Source organism: Demequina ureilytica (assembly GCF_048553575.1).
Classification (GTDB): domain Bacteria; phylum Actinomycetota; class Actinomycetes; order Actinomycetales; family Demequinaceae; genus Demequina.
On sequence record NZ_JBLZIE010000010.1, the window covers coordinates 1 to 1,005 of the forward strand.

Here is a 1,005-nt window from a genome sequence, read left to right on the forward strand (position 1 = left end):
GACCCGGTCGAGTCTCCGTTCTCTGACATCACGTCGGAGAACACGGAGTTCTACACCGAGATCACGTGGCTGGAGTCCACGGGTATCACCGAGGGATGGGTGGAGAACGGCGTTGCCGAGTTCCGTCCGTTCAACGAGACCACCCGTGACGCGTTCGCCGCGTTCCTCAACCGGTACAACCAGCAGTTCGGACCCGTGGACGAGGTGGAGCCGCTCGAGCTGAGCGTCTCCGTCTCGCCCGCCTCCCCGGACGGCGACGCGGACTGGTACACGTCGGCGGTGACGGTGGATGCCACCGTCACCGGCGGCGGGGGGTCCGGCGCCGAGCTGGAGATCAGCATCGATGGCGGCGAGTGGAGTGACTTCACTGCACCCGTCGAGGTGTCCGAGGATGGCCAGCACACCGCAGAGGTGCGCGCGTCCCACCCGGACACCGCCACCGTGACCGAGTCCGTGTCGTTCAAGATCGACGGCACGGACCCCACGGCCAGCATCGACACTGCGCTCTCGTCCCAGCCCCGCACCTTCACGGTGTCGGGTGCGGACGAGACCAGCGGCGTGGCCCTGCTCGAGTACCAGCTCGACGGAGGCGCGTGGACGGAGTTCACGGCTGATGTCGAGCTCTCCAACGACGCTCAGACCATCACGGCACGTGTGATCGACGCCGCGGGCAACCAGTCCGCGGTCGCGACCGCCGATGTCCCTGAGTACGTGGAGGACTTGTGCGACCCGGTTGTCGGTCTGGACGACGAGTTCAATGGGGACTCGCTGGACAACTGCCGCTGGACTGTCGAAAACGAGGACGCTGCCGCGTACCGCGTTGTCGACGGCAACCTGGAGATCGACCCCGCAGCGGGCGACATCTACCAGGCCGCCACCGGCGCCACGAACTTCGTGGTGCAGGAGCAGTCCGGCGACTGGACCGTGGAGACCATGGTGGACACGTCGGAGCTGGTGCACCAGTACCAGCAGGCTGGCCTGATCGTTCGGGCTGACGACGACAAC

Annotated in this window: 1 protein-coding gene; it reads left to right on the forward strand. The window is 66.7% G+C overall.

The features are described 5' to 3' along the window. On the forward strand, positions 1-1,005 hold a 1,005-nt coding region (locus ACNI3K_RS13070), incomplete at both ends, for an OmpL47-type beta-barrel domain-containing protein (protein WP_419392337.1).